The following is a 16000-nucleotide window of genomic DNA, read 5'->3' on the forward strand; positions in this document are numbered from 1 at the left end:
CGCAGGCCCTAGCGCCCACGAGTCTGGCTGCGGGCCAGCTCCTTCTCGGCATCGCGCTGCTGCTTGCCCCGCCAGAACAACTTGATCGGCGTGCCCTCAAAGCCCAGGCCCTCGCGGATCTGACGCTCCACATAGCGGCGATAGGTTTCACCGAACAGCCTCGGCTCATTGACAAACAACGTGAAGCTGGGGGGCCGCACCGCCACCTGGGTGCCGTAGTAAAGGCGGCCCTGGCGGCCACCACGGCTGGTGGGCGGTGTGCGCCAGCTGAGCGCCTCGGTGAGCACCTCGTTCACCACCGAAGTGGTGACACGGCGGCGGTGCTGCTCCACCGCCAGCAGGGCCAGGGGGAAGATCGCCTGCACCCGCTGGCCGCTGAGGGCAGAGGTGAACAGCATCGGCGCCCAGTCGAGGAAATAGAGCTTTGCGCGGAGCTCCTTCTCCATCGCCGGCATGGTGTGGCTGTCTTTTTCAATGGCATCCCACTTATTCACCACCACCACGCAGGCTCGGCCGTCCTCTTCGATGCGGCCAGCCAGGCGCTGGTCTTGCTCGGTGACGCCATCGAGGGCGTCAATTACTAGTACGCACACATCGGAGCGCTCGATCGCCTTGAAGCTGCGACTGATGCCGAAGTATTCGGGGCCGTAGCTCACCGAACGGCGGCGACGGATGCCGGCCGTATCGAGCAGCTTCCAGGTTTTGCCCTCCCGCTCGATCGTGGTGTCGATCGTGTCGCGGGTGGTGCCACGAATCGGGCTGACGATCGCCCGGTTTTCACCGCACACCGCATTGAGCAGGCTGGATTTACCCACGTTGGGCCTGCCGATGATCGCCAGCTGAATCGGCTCTTCGCCCTCGTCTTCTTCGGTAGGGGGCAGATAGCTCACCACCTTGTCGAGCAGGTCGCCGGTGCCGGCACCGTGAATCGCCGAAATCGGGAAGGGCTCGCCCAGGCCCAGGCCCCAAAACTCGGCCGCCATGGCCAGGCCCGCATCGGGCGACTCGCACTTATTCACTGCGAGCATGGTGGGAACCCCCTGGCCCCGCAGCCACTCGGCAATCGACTGGTCGGCGGCGGTGCATCCCTGCTGACCATCAACAACAACCAGGGCCACGGCCGCCTCGGCCAGGGCCAGGTTTGCCTGCTCGCGAATCTCCGGCAGAAACTCGCTGTCGTCGTCAAACACCAAGCCGCCGGTGTCGACCACCCGGAAGGTGCGATCAGCCCAGTAACCCTCTTGATAGGTGCGATCCCGAGTCACGCCGGGCGTGTCGTGCACGATCGCTTCGCGGCTGCGGCAGAGCCGGTTCACCAGGGTGGATTTGCCCACGTTGGGGCGTCCGATAATTGCAACGACCGGTAAGGCCAAGGGAGGTATTCCTACGTCTGTCCTGTATTGACCCTACAGAGAGACCTAAACCCCAGCAATTAGCTAATGGGCAGGTCACCTGGATGCCCCAGCACCGGATCGGCCGGCGCCACCAACAGCAGCGGCAGTGGCCCGCTCTCCGGCAGGGCTTTATCTCGCTCGGCCAGATAGGCCAGCAACCAGTTCACGGCGGTAGCGCGGCGGGTGCGGCGCGGGTAGAGCTCGCCGATCGTGTAGCCCGCAAAACCCAACTGCTGCTTGAGCAGTTGCTTGTGCACCTTGGCGATCGAGCGGGTGAGGGCCACCGAGGCGGGCCGCTCAGCGATGAACTGGGGTTCGATCGGGAAGGACTCCCGCCAGGCAGCGCTGGTGGCCGGGCCGGCGCTCCAGGTGCCGGAGCCATTCAGCTCGTATCCCAGGCGCGGCCAGATCAGCTCACACACGAAGCGATCGCTGGTGCGGTCGGCGAGCACCGCCTCCAGCAACTCTCGGTTTAAGGGGTAGGGCACGGCAGCGGGGGCGGCCTGAGCGGAAGCCATCGGCCTGAAGCATCACAATCGGATCACCATGATCACCGCTTTCCCCCTGCAGCTCTCTGGCAACGGCACACCCCGCGCCCTGCGCTGCCGGGTGCTGCAGTCGCCGCTGGCGGGGGTGAGCGATCGCATCTTCCGGGCTCTGGTGCGGCGCTGGGCCCCCGATGCCCTGCTGTTCACCGAGATGGTGAACGCCACCAGCCTGGAGCTGGGCTTCGGGCTGCAGAAGGTGGAGGAGCTGGGCAGCGAGGCCGGCCCGATCGGTGTGCAGCTGTTTGATTACCGGCCCGCCGCCATGGTCGAGGCGGCCAAGCGGGCTGAGGCCGCAGGTGCCTTTCTGATCGACATCAATATGGGCTGCCCGGTGAAGAAGATCGCCAAAAAGGGCGGCGGCAGCGGCCTGATCCGCGATCCCGAGCTGGCGGCCCGCCTGGTGGCAAGCGTGGCCGCGGCCGTAGCTCTCCCGGTGACGGTGAAAACGCGGCTGGGCTGGTGCGATGGCAGCGATGCGGTGAGCTGGTGCCAGCGGCTCGAAAATGCCGGTGCCCAGCTGCTCACCCTGCACGGCCGCAGCCGCGAACAGGGCTTCAAGGGTCAGGCCGACTGGGCCGCCATCGCTGCGGTGAAGGCGGCGCTGACGATCCCGGTGATCGCCAATGGTGATGTGGATAGTCCGGCCGCTGCCAGGCGCTGCCTGGCCCAGACAGGCGCCGACGGGGTGATGGTGGGCCGGGGCAGCATGGGCTCCCCCTGGCTAGTGGGCCAGATCGATGCGGAGCTCAGCGGCAGGCCCATCCCAGCCACCCCCGGCGCCCTCGAGCGCCTCGCCCTGGCGGCGGAGCAGCTGCAGGCCCTGGTGGCGGCCAAGGGCGACCAAGGCCTGCTGATTGCCCGCAAGCACATGGGCTGGACCTGCCAGGGCTTCACCGGCGCCCCCCAACTGCGCCATGCCCTGATGCGGGCGCCCACCCCCGGCGCAGCCCTGGAGCTGCTGCAGCGAGCGGAGGCCGCTGTTCAGGGCAGCACCTCTGGCCAGCTCTGACGAATAAGCAGTAGAGAAAAGTAGGGCTGTTCATCGGCGGGCACCTCGGCCGCGGGCGCCAGTAGCTGGTCGGGCCAGCCCACCCGCTGGGCAAACAAGGCCCCTGCCAGAAGGTTGCGCTGCGCCAGCAGGGGCCGCACCCAGGCCCAGCGGTGGCCGAGCTTGAGCAGGGCCAGCACCGTGGCCGATGCCGCCGCCTCAGCCAGCAGCGCCTCGAGCTGGGCGGGATCGTCGGGGGTGGGGCGAATCAGCAGGGCGTCCTGCTGCAGGGCCAGCGGCCAGGGCAACCCCTGGGAGGAGGCAGCGGCGGCGGCGGCAGCTACCGCCGTGATGCCGGGGATCACCGCCACCGGACAGCTGGGATGGCGCTCCGCCAGGGCCAACAGGGCGTAGGAGGCGCTGGCATAAAGGGAGGCGTCCCCTTCGCACAGCAACACCACGGCCTGGCCAGCAGCCACTTCTGCGGCCAGGGCAGCGGCGGCGGCATGCCAGGCCTGGCGGCGCGGCTCCGCCTCGCTCACCATCGGAAACAGCAGCGGTAGGCGCCGTTGCTCGGGGCCCATCCAGGGGGCGGCGATCTGGGCCGCCATTCCCTCAGCCTCGAGCCGGGCCACCGGGTAGGCGACCACCGCCGCAGCCCTAATTGCCCGCACCGCCGCCACGGTGAGCAGTTGAGGATCACCTGGGCCAACCCCTACCAGGGTGAGGCCTGCCACCGGCGCCAGTGCTCCCGAAAATTCTGCCGACAACACAACGGGCCTGCTGCTGCTGCCTTTCTAAACTGGTAAAAGACCGCGATCTGGCCCGATGACTCTTCTACAGGTATTTGGCACCGGCCCAGCCGCCTCAGCCTCACCAAACCTCAGCAGTAGTGATCCGGCCACAATCGCCGCCACCCTGGCGCCAATGGGCATTGGCTTTGAACGCTGGCAAGTCCAGGGCGGTTTGGCCCCGGATGCCGATCCGGCTGCGATTCTGGCCGTCTACGCCACCGAAATCGCTCGAGTGCAGACCGGCGGTTCTTACCCCACGGTGGATGCGATTCGCCTCACACCAAACCATCCCGACCGCCAGGCCCTGCGCCAAAAGTTTCTGGCCGAGCACACCCACAGCGAAGACGAGGTGCGCTTTTTCGTGGAGGGCCGTGGCCTTTTCTGCCTGCACATTGACGATGTGGTGCTGCAGCTGCTCTGTGAAGCGGGCGACTGGATTTCCGTACCCGCTGGCACGAAGCACTGGTTTGACATGGGTCCAGAACCCCATTTCTGCGCCCTGCGCTTCTTCGACAACCCCGCAGGCTGGGTGGCCGAATTTACCGGCGACCAAATCGCCGACCACTACCCCCGCCTCGACGAATTAGGCGCTTAAAAATTGTATTAGAGCTGAGAAGAAAAAGATAGGTTTTTCTCTCGAAATGACATTCCCCGCCAGCCATCTCGCCCCTACTGAGCCCGAGAGAAACAATGAAGCTGCCAGCCTGATCCGTCAAGTTGGCGATGACCTCAATTTCAGGCTGCGCCAGCTGCACAAGCAATTGTGGGAGCAGGTTCCTGATGTAGATCGCGTCGCCTGCGCTCTCTACGAACCCAGCGATGACATGCTCAAAACCTTTGTGCATAGCACTCGCCAGGGCGTAGCCATCACGGGATATGAGTTTTGCCTTTCCGAAAGTGCTTCCCTCAGCGGCTAGCCGTAGCGTTCGGATTTTGGATGAAATCGCAGACGTCGTGCATCCCGCCAATCCTCACTCCCAATGACTCCTGAACGAGGGCTACCGCTCCTCCTTCACCGTGCGCCTATACGAGAGGCAGGGGTTTATCGGCTTCCTTTTCTACGACTCATTGAAGCCAGCTGCTTTTAGCAAATAGTTCAGCGCAGCCTTGAGGTTTATAACACCCTTGTCAGCCTGACAATCTCAAACGAATTAAATTTAGCTCGCTCGATCACTACATCGACTCAGGTTGCTCGCGAATTTGCCAACCTTCGCGACTTTGAAACCGGCAATCACCTTGAGCGCACGGCTCACTACTCCCGCCTAATCGCCAGGGAGCTGGCCCCTCGCCACGACTTAATCGATGAATATATTGAGCACCTTTATTTATTTGCGCCATTGCATGACATTGGCAAGCTAGATAGCGAATGCGTTCAGGCCCTGAAGTGCCATCTCAGGGAGGTCAACACCATCCGCGACCGGTTCATAGACAGCTGAGCTAAAGCTCCGTACTTAATGAAGATGGTCAGGCTCTAACTGCAGGGTCGAATGATCGATGCCCAGCTGGGCCAACTCAGCTTTTGCTCTATGCAGCAGGGCCATGTCGTCCACCTGCTGGGGATCGCGCAGGAGGTGCGCCATCAGGGCCGTTTGGGAGGTGCTCATGCCCCAAATATGAATGTGATGCACCGCCGCCACCCCTGGCAGCTCGGCCAAGGTGCGTTCCACCGCGTCTCGATCGATGCCTGGCGGGATCCCGTCGAGGCTCACCAGCACCGACTGACGCAGCAGGGTCCAGCCGGTCCAGGCCACGGCCAAACCCACGCCAATACCGGTGAAGGGATCAAGCCAGTGGATGCCGGTGAACTGAATCAACAGGGCGCTGACCAGCACCGCAGCACTCACCGCCGCATCGGTGAGCAAGTGCACCACCGCAGCTCGGCGGTTGAGATCGTGGGTGTGGTTGTGGCCAAACAAAAAGGCCGAGCCCAGGTTCACCGCGATGCCCAACAGGGCTGCCACCGCCACCGGGCCAGGGGTTAGCTCCACCGGCTTGGCCAGTCTTTGCACGCCCTCAACGATCACAACGGCGGATGCCATCAAGATCAAGGCCGCGTTGATCATCGAAGCCAGCTGGGTGCTGCGGCCAAATCCGTAGGTGAATTGCCTGTTGGCGGGCAGGGCGCTGAGGCGCTCAGCCCCCCAGCCCAGCAGCAACCCCGCCACATCGCCGAGGTTGTGCAGGGCATCGCCGATCAGGGCCAAAGAGCCAAAGCCGATGCCAATGGCCAGCTGCAAAGCGGAGAGGCCGCTGTTGAGCAGCACACTCCAGCGAAAGGCCGCCGGATTGCCATCTCGATGTTCGTGCTGGATGTGGCGTGGCAACCGCTGGCGGCCCACCGCTGGATGGCTCATAAGCCTTTTGTAATTCAGATGGGCGGTGCTGTCTGCCGAAGTCAGCTCACCAAATCAATCCCCACCGAGTGCATGCGCACCTGGTCTGCGGAGGCGAGATCGCCTGTGAGGGCAGCGACTTCCGCCGCCGCCAGCTCCTCCAGCCGCTCCACAGTGGCCTGGCGGCCATAGCGCACTTCGCAGAGCACCCAGTAGAGGCCGAAATGGCGCGCTTCGCTGGCCAGCAGCTCTCCATACAGCGCCCGCAGCTCGGCATCGGTGCTATGGGCCGCCAGCAGGGCCATGCGCTCATGGCTGCGGGCCTCAATCAAGCCAGCCACCAAAAAAGAATCGAGCATGCGCTGAGGTTCGCCCTTGCGCACCTGGGCCGTGAGGGCCGAGCCGTAGGCCGGGGCCGGCAAGGGGCGCAGGGCTGCGCCGCGCCGTTGCAGCAGCTGCAGCACCTGCTCGAAGTGCTCCAACTCCTCACGTGCCAGAGGGCTAAGGGCGGCCGCCAAGCCAACCTCGCTTGGATAACGGAACATCAGCTGCAGGGCTACGCCAGCAGCCTTGCGCTCGCAGTGGGCGTGGTCAATCAACAGCAGCTCTGGCTGGGCAATCGCCTGCTCCAGCCAGGCGGGGCTGGTGGGGGCTGCCAGCCACTTCACCCGGGCCATCAAGGCTGGGCTCGCAGGTGAGCCACCAGGCCCTCCAGGGCCAGGGTGTAGCTGAGCGGCCCAAAGCCACAGATCACGCCCACAGCCTTATCGGCCAGGGTGGAATGGTGCCGAAATGGCTCGCGGGCGTGGGTGTTGCTCAAGTGCAATTCCACGAAGGGAATCGCCACCCCCAGCAGGGCATCGCGCAGGGCAATTGAGCTGTGGGTGTAAGCGCCGGCATTGATCAAAATGCCATCCACGCTGCCGCGGCCCTCGTGGATGCGATCCATAAGGGCGCCTTCATGGTTGCTCTGAAAGCAGCTGATCGTCGCCCCCAGGGCCTGGGCGCGACTCTCCAGCTCAGAGTTGACCTGATCAAGGGTCTGACTGCCATAAACACCCGGCTCGCGGGTACCCAGCAGGTTGAGATTGGGACCGTGTAGAGCGAGCAGCTGCATGGAGAAGGTCGGCTGGTAAGTTCTTCGGGTGTGGTTCGGGTCGGTGCCCGAGTGGTTAATGGGGGCGGACTGTAAATCCGCTGGCTCTGCCTACGTTGGTTCAAATCCAACCCGGCCCACCTTCCACATGCCCTTGTAGCTCAGTGGTAGAGCACTCCCTTGGTAAGGGAGAGGTCACGAGTTCAAATCTCGTCAAGGGCTTACAAAAAGAGGGGCTGGCACCGCTCCTCAAGCAAGATTGGACCATCGGCTTCACCTGGGTGACCCTCCGCTGCCTGATCGTGGAAGACCAGGTCATGTTCCTGCAGCTGCTCTGCAAAATGCTGCAGGGTGTGCCGGCTTTGAAGCCTGTCGCAAACTCCGCCCAGATGCCCTGATCCTCGATCTTGCCCTGCCCGAGCTGGCCTGGCTCTGAGCAGCAGCAGTAGATGCCAAGGGGTTGTCAGTCTGGGAATAGTTGTTGTTGCCTATGACCCCTAACCCACTTCTGACCACCCAGATTGCCGCCATGCGGGCCCCGGTGACCGCCGGCCTAAGCCGCAGCCTTGCTTGGCGGCTGGAGCAGCTCGATCGTCTAGAGGGGCTGCTGCGCGACCACGAGGGGGAGGTGCTCGAGGCCCTGGCCGCCGACCTGGGCAAACCGCCCCTGGAGGCCAACTTCGAACTGGTGGGGGTGCGCCAGGAGCTGGCCCTCTGCGGCCGGAAGCTGAAGGGCTGGATGGGGCCACGGCCTGTCGGCCTCGATCTGATTCTGCGCCCCGGCCAGGCCTGGATACAGGCCGAACCCCTGGGCTGCGTGCTGATCATCGGGCCCTGGAACTACCCCTTCAAGCTCTGCCTGCAGCCGCTGGTGAGCGCCCTGGCCGCGGGCAACACCGCCGTGCTCAAGCCGTCCGAACACGCGCCAAGCACCGCCGAGCTGCTGGCCCGCTCCATCCCACAGGCCTTCTCCGCCGAGGTGGTGCAGGTGGTCAGCGGTGATGGGGCCGTGGCCGCCGATCTAATTGAACAGCAGTTCGACCACATCTTCTTCACCGGCGGGGGCCGGGTGGGGCGGCTGGTGCTGGCCGCTGCAGCCCGCCACCTCACGCCGGTCACCCTGGAGCTGGGGGGCAAAAACCCGGCGATCGTGCTGGCCGACGCCGACATCGCCACCACCGCCAGGCGCCTCGCCTGGGGCAAGGGGCTTAATGCCGGCCAGAGCTGCATCGCCCCGGACCACCTGCTGGTGCACAGCCAGGTGGTCGGGGGCCTCGTGGCGGCCATCGCCGCCGAGTGGGTTCGCTTCTACGGCGCCGATCCCCTGGCCAGCGTGGATCTGGGCTGCATCGTCAACGACGCCCAGTTCAGTCGGCTCGAAGAGCTGCTGGCCGGCGCCCGCAGCCGGGGGCAGGTGCTGGCAGGCGGACGCAGCGACCCCGCCCGGCGGCGCATTGAACCCACCCTGGTGGCGGTGGAGAGCGGCGACGATCCGCTGATGCAGGCGGAGCTGTTCGGTCCAATCCTGCCGGTGCTCAGCGTGGCCAACCTGGAGGCAGCCCTGGCCGAGGTGCGCAGCAGGCCCAAGCCCCTGGCCCTCTATCTGTTCAGCCACGACCGCACCGCCCAACAGCGCACCCTCGCCACCACCAGCTCCGGCGGCGTCTGCTTTAACGACGTCGTGCTGCAGGAGGTTGCCGCTGCCCTGCCCTTCGGCGGCGTGGGGGAAAGTGGCATGGGCAACTACCACGGCAGGGCGGGCTTCCTCACCTTTTCCCACCAGCGGGCGGTGCTGCGCCGGCCCTTCTGGCTGGATCTGCCCTTCCGATACCCCCCCTATGTAGGGAAACTGGCCCTAATGAAGTGGTTGCTGGGCTGATCCAGGCCTGGCCGATCAGCAGCTTTGATGCACCGATCGGCCAACGGCACTGGATCGGCCTAGGCAGGCCCCTTAACGTTCGGGGAGCTATCTGTAGTGTTCATGCGTAGATACCTCGTCGCCCTGGCCCTAGCGATGGTGTTGCCGTTGCCTGGTCTGACGGACGTGGTGGTCAAACCAGGCGAAACCCTCTCGGAGATCGCCGAGCGCAATGGGGTCAGCCTGACCCAGCTGATGCAGGCCAACGGCATTACCAACCCAAACCTGGTGGTGGCAGGCCAGAAGCTGGTGCTGCCAGGAGCCCGCCGGGCCGGTTCGGCGGGCTCCAGCGTCACGGTGCGCCCAGGCGACACCCTCTCGACCATCGCCGCAGCCAATGGCGTCAGCCTCACCCGTCTGATGCAGGCCAACGGCATCTCCAACCCAAACCTGGTGATCACCGGTCAACGGCTTGTCATTCCCGGCGCCCGCAACACCGCTGCCGCCCCGGCCCCCAAGCCCCTGCCCACCGCCAGATACACGGTGAAAAGTGGGGAAACGCTCTCGGAAATCGCCAATCGCTTCGGCACCAGCACCGAACGGCTGATGCAGATCAACCGGATCAGCAACCCCAATCTGGTGGTTGCCGGCACCCAACTGGCCATCCCAGGGCGGCCGACCCCCGCGGTTGCCCCAGCCATGGGCCCTGCGCCGCGCAACACGAAGGAACATGTGGTGCGCAGTGGTGAGAACCTATCCACCATCGCCGACAACTACGGGGTTCCCGTCGAGCGACTGATTGCAATCAACAGGATCGACGACCCCGACCTGGTGATCTCCGGCACCCGCCTGAAACTGCAGGCTCCCCCACCGGTAACTGCCAAGCCAACTGCCAAGCCAACTGCCAAGCCAACTGCCAAGCCAACTGCCAAACCGGTGGCCCAGGCCAAGCCCACAGCAAAACTGCCCCCCAAGCCCGCGGCCACCGTCACACCCGGCCCCAAACCCGTCGCCAAGGAATCTTCCTCGCCGGCCCCAACCACCACAACCACCACAACTGCTAGTTCCCCCACCAAGCCATCACCAGCTCAGGCAGTGGCCCAAGCCCAACCGGTGAACCAAGCCAAACCAGTGGCCCAAGCCCAACCCGCCAGCGCTGCCACTACTGCTGCCAAGCCCCCTGCCAAAGCCAAGCCGGTGGCTGAGGCCAAGCCGGTGATCGAGACCAAACCAGTGGCTGAGGCCAAACCAGTCCCTGAGAAGGCCCTGGTCAGCGTCAAACCGGCCGCAGCCAAAATTGCAACGGCCACCGCTGCTCCGACCAAAGTCGCCGCCAGCAAGCCCAAGGGACCCGACTGGCGCAGCTACGGGCCCCTCCAGGTGGACTGGGCCAACTGGCAACCCATGGGCGGCAGCTTTGTGGCTCCGACCCTCAATGGGGAGGGCAAACCCGTCTATCTGGCTGTTAATTGCGGGGCCCGCAAGCTCAATGCCACCAGCCAATCCGGCCAGTGGAAGAGCTGGGATTCACCCCAAACCGACTTCGAAAAACAGCTGATCACCGACATCTGCAAGGCCCGATCCAGCTAGGTCAGGCGGCCCAATGCAGCGGCCACGGCTGGCGTCGATAGCGTCGGCCCGATGCCTGCAGGTAGAGGCGCTGGGCGCCGTCGTTGCTCTCGCTGAGCAATTCCTCCTGCACAAGCCGCCGCAACAGCCAGCCCCACTGGGCCTCCTGCCGGGGCCTGAGCGCGATCGGGGCGGCGGCGGCCAGCTCCTCGGCCAGGCTGCGCAGATCTCGCCCCTTACGGGCCTCCAGCGCTTCCAGCGCCATGGCCACCTCCGTTGCCCAATCCCGCTGCTCCAGGGAGCCCTGGCAGTTGTCACAGCGGCCACAGACTGCCGCCAGCTCACCGATGGCCAGCAGCAGCGCCTGCTCCCGGCAACCCTCGCCCTCCGCCACCGCCTCCATCCGCCGCAGCTGCTGCTGGGCCAACTCCGAGCGCTGCTGATCCTGCTGGGGTGGCGGCGTACCCACCCCCCGAATCGCCCAGCCCAAGCTGGTGCGATCGGCCGGGTCGTAGAGCACCAGACAACGGGCCGGCAAGCCATCGCGCCCCGCCCGCCCCGATTCCTGCAAATAGCCCTCGGCGCTGGCCGGCAGATCGAGATGCAGCACGAGCCCCACATCCGGGCGATCCACACCCATGCCGAAGGCCACCGTTGCCACCAGCACCGGCGAGGGCTGGAGCTGAAAGTGCTCCAGGGCCAGCAGGCGACTTTCCGGATCCATCCCAGCGTGATACGCGATCGCCTCCACCCCGGCTGCCGTCAACCTGGCGGCCCACTGCTCCACCGTGCGCCGGGTTCGGCCGTAGATCAGCACAGCCCCGCGGCTCGCCCCTATCGCTCCCAAAACCAGGGGCAGGGCATCCTCGGGCCGGCGCTGCATGCCATAGACAAGATTGGTGCGGCGGGCTGAGCGCACCTGGATCAAGGGCCGCCGCAGCTGCAGCAGGCGAATGATGTCGGCTCGCACCTGGGGTGCGGCGGTGGCGGTGAGGGCCACCAGGGGCACGCCCGGGCACTGGGCGCGCAACTGGCCCAGGCGGCGATAGTCAGGGCGGAAGTCATGGCCCCAGGCACTGATGCAGTGGGCCTCATCCACCGCCAAAGCCACCAGCTGGCCGCTATCGAGCACGTCGTCCAGCAGCTGGCGGGTGGCCTCCGCCTGGAGCCGTTCCGGCGCCAGATAGAGCAGGCGCAAGCGGTTGTCCCGCAGGCGCTCCAACAGGCCTCGCCGCTCCGGCAAGGAGAGTCCCCCATGCAGGCAAGCCGCTGGGATGCCGCGTCGCTGCAGCTGGGCCACCTGGTCCTGCATCAGGGCAACCAGGGGCGAAATCACCAGCACCAACCCCTGGCGTACCAACGCCGGCAACTGATAACAAAGCGACTTGCCGCCACCGGTGGGCAATACGGCCAGACAGTCCTGACCTTTCAACAGGGCCTCCACCACCGGGCGCTGCCCCGGCCGAAAGGCCGACCAACCAAAATGGCGACTCAGGGCCTGCTCCAGCAGATCCGGCTCGCGAATGGAACTACCTGTAGCGCCCCCCGACCCTAGCGGCCACCAGATGCGGGGTCAGGGGTGAACTGGGGGTGGGTCCAACTGCTCGGGGGATTCCTCCACCAGTTGCAATCGCACCCGCTTGCCACCAGCCAACTCCCCCAGCGAAACCCGCAGGGTGCTGCCGCTGAGCGACTGCAGGGCCGTGAGCAACTCCCGCAGGTGGGGGGTGCTGCTGCCGCTCTCCAGCCAAAGACGCTCCTGCAGCCCGCCGAGCCGCCGCCAACTGGTGTGCAACTTCAAAACGGCACTTTCCAGCGCCTGCGCCTGGCCGACCGCATCGGCCAGCAGGCCCAGGGCGTCGAGCCGCTGGGCTTCCTGCAAGGCCTTGTCGAAATCCAGCTGCCCCTGCTGGAAGGCCCGCACCGCCAGGCCAGCTTCCGCTGCCTTGCTGAGCCAGCGGGCCGTACTGGTGACATCCTTCACCCGCTCTAGCTCGGGCTCCTCCCGCAGCACCCGACGCAGCTCCTCCTGCTGCCCTTCGGGCAGCTTGGCCAACTCCTTCACCAGGGGAGCCACTGCCCTGGGCGGCAAGAGATTGTCGGCCGTGCGCTGGCGGATCTCCTCGGGCAAAAGCGGACTGGTGGCGGCGGTGAACTCATCGCTGAGGCGCCGCACCTGTTTGCGGGTGATCTCCTGGCCCTCATTGGCCGCCTCGGCAATCATCAGCTGGACCTCCGGATCGGCCTGGGCGGTTTCCAGAAAGGCCCGCTTCGAAAAATTGTTGACACTGGCCTCCTCCAGCAACCCCTCCCCAACCAGGCCGTCGGCCGATTCCGCCAGCTGGATCAGGGCATAAGCCCGCGTTTTGCTGATCTCCTGCTCGCGCAACCACTGCAGAAAACCGGTGCCGCGCCCCTCGCCGCCACGCTTTTCGCGATCCCGCACAGCCCGCAGGATGCGGCCGCGCCAGATCTCGGTCTGCAGGTCGAATCGATCGCAGACTGCCCAGGCCTCCTCAAGGCGGGCCAGGAACTCGATCGTGCTGATCGAGTCGCTTTCGGGATCGGGCAGCTCCAGGCTGAGCATCGGGCGCGCTGCTGAGGAGCTGATCGTGCCACGGGCCGGGATGCCCCCAGCAAGGGCGACGAATCGTGACGCCGGTAAATGAACCCCCCGCCGCGGCGGCTATCTTCAATCTGTAGCCACCCGATCTACAAGCGCAGCGATGGCCATTTCCCGCGGCGACAAAGTGCGCATCAGGCGCCCTGAGTCTTACTGGTTCAATGAAGTCGGCACCGTCGCTTCGATCGACACCTCCGGCATCCGCTACCCCGTGGTAGTTCGCTTTGACAAGGTGAATTACAACGGTTTCAGCGGCTCCGAGGGCGGCATCAACACCAACAACTTCGCCGAAGCAGAACTCGACAAGGCCTGAGCCTGGCTACCAAGCCTGAGTCCGGCTCATATCCCTGGGCCGAGTCGAGCTTCTTAAGCCCATCCAGCCTGCGCCGATGCCGGAACTGCCTGAGGTCGAAACCGTCCGCCGAGGACTCGAGCAGCAGACCCAGGGATTCGCGATCGATCAGGTGGAGGTGCTCCGGGCACGGGCGATCGCCAGCCCGGCCACGCCCACAGCTTTCGCCGCCGGGCTCATCGGCACCACGGTGGGGGCCTGGCAACGGCGGGGGAAATACCTCATGGGCCAACTGAGCCGAGATGGCCTGCGCGCCGGAACCTGGGGCGTGCACCTACGCATGACCGGCCAGTTTCTCTGGCTCCAGGAGCCCAGGCCAGCCTGTGCCCACACCAGGGTGCAGCTGTTCAACGCCGCCGGCCAGGAATTGCGTTTCATCGACACCCGCAGCTTCGGCCAGATGTGGTGGGTGCCGCCTGGAGAACCGCTCGAGGGCGTGATCACCGGCCTGCGCAGGTTGGGACCAGAACCCTTCAGCGATACCTTCAGCTCGGCCTACCTGCGCCAGAGGTTGCAGGGCTCCAGTCGGCCCATTAAGAACGCCCTGCTCGACCAGGCGGTGGTGGCGGGGGTGGGCAATATCTACGCGGATGAATCCCTCTTTGCAGCGGGGATCAGACCCACTACCCCCAGCGGACGACTGAACGGCAAGCAGCTCGAAAGCCTGCGTCAAGCCCTGGTGGAGGTGCTGGAAACCAGCATCGGCGCGGGCGGCACCACCTTCAGCGACTTCCGCGACCTCAGCGGCACCAACGGCAACTACGGGGGAGTGGCCTGGGTGTATCGGCGGGGGGGCGAACCCTGCCGCCGCTGCCACACCCCGATCCGTCGCGACAAGCTTGCCGGCCGCAGCACCCACTGGTGCCCCAACTGCCAGCATTGAGGCAGTCGAAGTTGCCCGTGACCGTTCCCTCTCCCAGCAGCGCCAAGCTGGCGAAGCAGCTGGTCGCCGCCATGGCAGCGATCCACCGCCGAGGGTGGTGTGAGGGAACCGGTGGCAATTTCAGCTGCGTTCTGCAACGGCAGCCCTTGCAGTTGTTGATGGCCCCCAGTGGGGTCGACAAAGGCTCCGTCTCACCGGAACAGCTGATCGTGGTGGACGAGCGGGGCGAGGTGCTGCGGGGCAGCGGCCGCTCCAGTGCCGAAACTGAACTGCACCTTGCCTTGGTTCAAACCTGCGGGGCCGGCGCGGTCTTGCACACCCACTCCCAGGCCAGCACCCTCCTCTCCCAGCACTACGCCCCCCACGGCGCAGGGGTGGCCCAGCTCAGCCTGCAAGACCTGGAAATGCTCAAAGGGCTGGAGGGGGTCAGCAGTCACACCTGCAGGGTGGCTATCCCCGTACTGGACAACGACCAGGATCTGCGACGCCTGCGCTCAGTAGCAGAGCCCCACCTGGGGGCCGCCCCCTACGGCCTGCTGATCGCGGGCCACGGGCTCTACGCATGGGGGAAGGATCTGGAAACAGCACGCCGTCACCTGGAGATTCTGGAATTCCTGCTGGAACAGCACTGGCGCCAACTGCTGCTGCAGACATTGGCGCCGCGCACTCGACGCCTGCAGCGACGTGGTTTGCGCTGGGTATTGCTGGACATTGAGGGAACCACCTGCCCGGTGAGCTTTGTGGCCGGGGAGCTATTTCCCTATGCAGCCGAGCAAATGGGAGCCCTGCTGTTGGCCCGGCATGGCGATCTTGAGGTCCAGGCCCTGGTGGCCGCAGTTGAGACGGCCTGGGAGCAGGACCCGGATCCTCTGGCCCAGGACCTGCGCCTAAGGGCACCTGCGGATGTCCTGGCATACCTGAAGTGGCTGATTAGGGAAGACCGAAAATTGACACCCCTGAAGGAATTGCAGGGGTTGGTCTGGGAACAGGGCTACCGAAGCGGAGCGTTGCGGGGTCCCCTTTATGGCGATGTGCCAGCGGCCCTGAGGCGCTGGAGCAGCGCTGGTCTGCAGCTGGCGGTCTATTCATCGGGCTCTGTTGCTGCCCAACAGCTGATCTACGGCTACAGCAATGCTGGCGATCTTCGCCCCCTTTTCAGCGGGTGGTTCGACACACGCAGCGGTCCGAAGCAGCAAGCCGCGAGTTACCTCAACATCGCCAACCAACTGGGGGTGCCAGCCGAGCAGGTGCTGTTCATCAGCGATGCCAAAGCGGAGTGCCAGGCCGCTGCCAGCACTGGCATGCAGGTGATTTTCAGCTGCCGCGAGGGCAATCCGGAGCAAAACCCAGGGAAATTTGAGCAGGTCAGCAGCTTCGATGAACTGGAGCTGAGTGCGTTGGCTTAGCACTTTGAGCTGGAAACCCAAACGCTGTAGGGCGCCAAGCGTACAACCAGCCAATCAACAAAAAAGCCACCCCTGGGGGTGGCTTTTTATTGGAATGAAAGTTTTACCTGGCATCGAGCTATTTTCTCAGGGGGCTGCCCCCCAAATATCGTTGCC

The 16000-nt window shown here is 65.2% G+C and carries 17 protein-coding genes, 2 tRNA genes and 1 pseudogene; 12 read left to right on the forward strand and 8 right to left on the reverse strand.

The window, feature by feature from the left end:
• Positions 1-8: 8 nt before the first annotated feature.
• Both der and KBZ07_RS01550 read right to left on the reverse strand, forming a co-directional pair.
• Positions 9-1373 (reverse strand): ribosome biogenesis GTPase Der, encoded by a 1365-nt coding sequence (der, locus tag KBZ07_RS01545; protein WP_106502008.1) that lies wholly within the window; start codon positions 1371-1373, stop codon positions 9-11.
• 59 nt (positions 1374-1432) lie between these two features.
• A complete protein-coding gene (locus KBZ07_RS01550; RefSeq protein ID WP_254929958.1) occupies positions 1433-1912 on the reverse strand; it encodes a DUF1823 family protein in 480 nt (159 codons plus the stop codon).
• Between the two features lie 28 nt (positions 1913-1940).
• On the opposite strand from KBZ07_RS01550, the gene dusB reads away from it, so the two are divergent.
• A complete protein-coding gene (dusB, locus tag KBZ07_RS01555; protein ID WP_254929959.1) occupies positions 1941-2951 on the forward strand; it encodes a tRNA dihydrouridine synthase DusB in 1011 nt (336 codons plus the stop codon).
• Here the strand turns inward: dusB and cobI are convergent.
• Positions 2924-3700: a precorrin-2 C(20)-methyltransferase gene (cobI, locus tag KBZ07_RS01560; RefSeq protein ID WP_254929960.1), complete on the reverse strand. Its 777-nt coding sequence runs from the start codon at positions 3698-3700 to the stop codon at positions 2924-2926. The two genes, dusB and cobI, sit on opposite strands and share 28 nt — an antisense overlap.
• Before the next feature lie 58 nt (positions 3701-3758).
• Between cobI and KBZ07_RS01565 the strand changes: the two genes are divergently transcribed.
• The 3 genes from KBZ07_RS01565 to KBZ07_RS16405 all read left to right on the forward strand — a co-directional run bounded on the left by KBZ07_RS01565 (position 3759) and on the right by KBZ07_RS16405 (position 5160).
• The gene (locus KBZ07_RS01565; protein ID WP_254929961.1) at positions 3759-4319 is read left to right on the forward strand and encodes an acireductone dioxygenase; all 561 of its coding nucleotides are present in this window, start codon (positions 3759-3761) and stop codon (positions 4317-4319) included.
• 46 nt (positions 4320-4365) lie between these two features.
• The gene (locus KBZ07_RS01570; RefSeq protein ID WP_254929962.1) at positions 4366-4641 is read left to right on the forward strand and encodes a hypothetical protein; all 276 of its coding nucleotides are present in this window, start codon (positions 4366-4368) and stop codon (positions 4639-4641) included.
• A gap of 252 nt (positions 4642-4893) precedes the next feature.
• Complete coding sequence (locus KBZ07_RS16405) at positions 4894-5160, forward strand: HD domain-containing protein (RefSeq protein WP_396123863.1); 267 nt, start codon at positions 4894-4896, stop codon at positions 5158-5160.
• Positions 5161-5175: 15 nt separating this feature from the next.
• Here KBZ07_RS16405 and KBZ07_RS01575 read toward each other — a convergent pair whose 3' ends face one another.
• The 3 genes from KBZ07_RS01575 to aroQ are packed head-to-tail and all read right to left on the reverse strand — an operon-like array spanning position 5176 to position 7174.
• Positions 5176-6078, reverse strand: coding sequence for a cation diffusion facilitator family transporter (locus KBZ07_RS01575; RefSeq protein WP_254929963.1), 903 nt, complete (start codon positions 6076-6078; stop codon positions 5176-5178).
• A gap of 41 nt (positions 6079-6119) precedes the next feature.
• Entirely contained in the window at positions 6120-6734 is a 615-nt protein-coding gene (locus tag KBZ07_RS01580; protein ID WP_254929964.1) for a tRNA-(ms[2]io[6]A)-hydroxylase, read from the reverse strand.
• Positions 6734-7174 carry a type II 3-dehydroquinate dehydratase gene (gene aroQ, locus KBZ07_RS01585; RefSeq protein ID WP_254929965.1) on the reverse strand — a complete coding sequence of 147 codons (441 nt, stop codon included), beginning with the start codon at positions 7172-7174 and terminating at the stop codon, positions 6734-6736. The genes KBZ07_RS01580 and aroQ overlap by 1 nt, the downstream gene beginning before the upstream one ends.
• A 37-nt stretch (positions 7175-7211) precedes the next feature.
• On the opposite strand from aroQ, the gene KBZ07_RS01590 reads away from it, so the two are divergent.
• From KBZ07_RS01590 to KBZ07_RS01605, 4 genes are all read left to right on the forward strand, one after another.
• A tRNA-Tyr gene (locus tag KBZ07_RS01590) sits at positions 7212-7293 on the forward strand.
• A gap of 10 nt (positions 7294-7303) precedes the next feature.
• A tRNA-Thr gene (locus tag KBZ07_RS01595) sits at positions 7304-7375 on the forward strand.
• Positions 7376-7682: 307 nt separating this feature from the next.
• A complete protein-coding gene (locus KBZ07_RS01600; protein WP_254929966.1) occupies positions 7683-9032 on the forward strand; it encodes an aldehyde dehydrogenase family protein in 1350 nt (449 codons plus the stop codon).
• A gap of 102 nt (positions 9033-9134) precedes the next feature.
• Positions 9135-10601, forward strand: coding sequence for a LysM peptidoglycan-binding domain-containing protein (locus tag KBZ07_RS01605; protein WP_254929967.1), 1467 nt, complete (start codon positions 9135-9137; stop codon positions 10599-10601).
• A 1-nt stretch (position 10602) separates the two neighbouring features.
• On the opposite strand, the gene KBZ07_RS01610 is transcribed toward KBZ07_RS01605, so the two are convergent.
• Entirely contained in the window at positions 10603-12105 is a 1503-nt protein-coding gene (locus KBZ07_RS01610; RefSeq protein ID WP_254929974.1) for an ATP-dependent DNA helicase RecQ, read from the reverse strand.
• A 48-nt stretch (positions 12106-12153) separates the two neighbouring features.
• Positions 12154-13167, reverse strand: a complete 1014-nt coding sequence (locus KBZ07_RS01615) for a hypothetical protein (RefSeq protein WP_254929968.1) — start codon at positions 13165-13167, stop codon at positions 12154-12156.
• Between the two features lie 139 nt (positions 13168-13306).
• Here KBZ07_RS01615 and KBZ07_RS01620 point away from each other — a divergent pair, with 139 nt between their 5' ends.
• The 4 genes and pseudogenes from KBZ07_RS01620 (at position 13307) to mtnC (ending at position 15844) form a co-directional block, all read left to right on the forward strand.
• The gene (locus KBZ07_RS01620) at positions 13307-13516 is read left to right on the forward strand and encodes a photosystem I reaction center subunit IV (protein WP_197153511.1); all 210 of its coding nucleotides are present in this window, start codon (positions 13307-13309) and stop codon (positions 13514-13516) included.
• A 76-nt stretch (positions 13517-13592) separates the two neighbouring features.
• The gene (locus KBZ07_RS01625; RefSeq protein WP_254929969.1) at positions 13593-14438 is read left to right on the forward strand and encodes a DNA-formamidopyrimidine glycosylase; all 846 of its coding nucleotides are present in this window, start codon (positions 13593-13595) and stop codon (positions 14436-14438) included.
• A 17-nt stretch (positions 14439-14455) separates the two neighbouring features.
• A pseudogene (gene mtnB, locus KBZ07_RS16410) lies at positions 14456-15064 on the forward strand (methylthioribulose 1-phosphate dehydratase); the annotation flags it as partial.
• 48 nt (positions 15065-15112) lie between these two features.
• Entirely contained in the window at positions 15113-15844 is a 732-nt protein-coding gene (gene mtnC, locus KBZ07_RS16415; protein ID WP_396123864.1) for an acireductone synthase, read from the forward strand.
• The last annotated feature ends 156 nt before the right edge of the window (positions 15845-16000 follow it).

This window comes from Cyanobium sp. BA20m-14, assembly GCF_024346295.1.